General features: G+C 46.4%; 1 protein-coding gene. It reads left to right on the top strand.

Going from position 1 to position 1,042, the window contains the following annotated elements:
- Positions 1-1,042: PglL family O-oligosaccharyltransferase (locus R7P72_RS26080; RefSeq protein ID WP_318111158.1), on the top strand; the 1,042-nt coding region annotated here is incomplete at both ends.

The raw sequence follows: 1,042 nt of genomic DNA, 5'->3' as shown, positions 1-1,042 counted from the left end.
GGATCTTTCAGCAACCGAATGTGATGGCTAGCTTTCTCGCTACTGGATTAGTCATTGCCAGTTACCTTCTAGCTCGTCAACCCTATAAGTACTCACGTAAGCTAAGCGACGTTTACCTTTTATATGCCGTACCTGTTGTTACCTTGCCGTTGATTGTCGCGTTAGCTTCGCGCACAGGATGGCTAGCGACCATCATCGGTTTGTTGTTAGTGATTCCTTATATGTATCGCTTTGCAACCAAAGGCCGCTTTATTCGCTGGATCGCGGCTTTGGTTACGGGCTTGGTGCTCTCGTTCGTTGTAATGAGCATTGCATTCCCGGATGGAAGTGGACTGGCGGCAGAGAAAGTGAATATGGAATCGCCTCGAGCGTACACTTTCCCTCAAACCTTGGATATGGTGATCGAGAAACCGTTCACTGGCTACGGTTACGGTAAGTTTGAATCTGAGTACATGCTGTACACCGCGCGCCAGCATGCGCTGAATGAGAACTATCCTGCAGGCTTGCCATCGATGGATCATCCACACAATGAAATGTTGTACTGGGGCGTAGAAGGTGGGCTTCTGCCTGTATTAGGCATAATCCTCGCAATAGGATTGGTTTTACATAGGATTTATCAAGCCAAACGTGGCACACGCCTAGCGTTGCTTGCGTTATTTATTCCTATCGTACTTCACTCTCAGTTGGAATATCCGTTTTATCACTCTCTCGTGCACTGGCTGATTTTCATCATTTTGCTGTATTGGGTCGACCAGCGTGTCTCGCGCTATCGCCAAGTTGGGTTTAGCAAAGTGACCAAAAGTCTACTGCGCGTTTTTAGCTTGGTAATTCCGGCCGTGTTTACCTTCTATATGGTGAGCGCACTACACACGAACTACATTCTGACGAAGTTCGAAACTACGCGACCGACTAACCCTGATATTTTGAATCAGGTAAGTAACCCGGTCGTATGGAAAGACAGATTTGACTGGGACGTTTACAGTACCTTTTTGAATATTGGTCTGTACAAGCAAGATCCAAGTTTGATTCAACCTTATATTGA

It is taken from the genome of Vibrio sp. Vb0888, assembly GCF_033338835.1.
Taxonomy (GTDB): domain Bacteria; phylum Pseudomonadota; class Gammaproteobacteria; order Enterobacterales; family Vibrionaceae; genus Vibrio; species Vibrio alginolyticus.
Note: the sequence above shows the minus strand (reverse complement) of the source record. Positions and strands in the feature narration are given on the sequence as shown.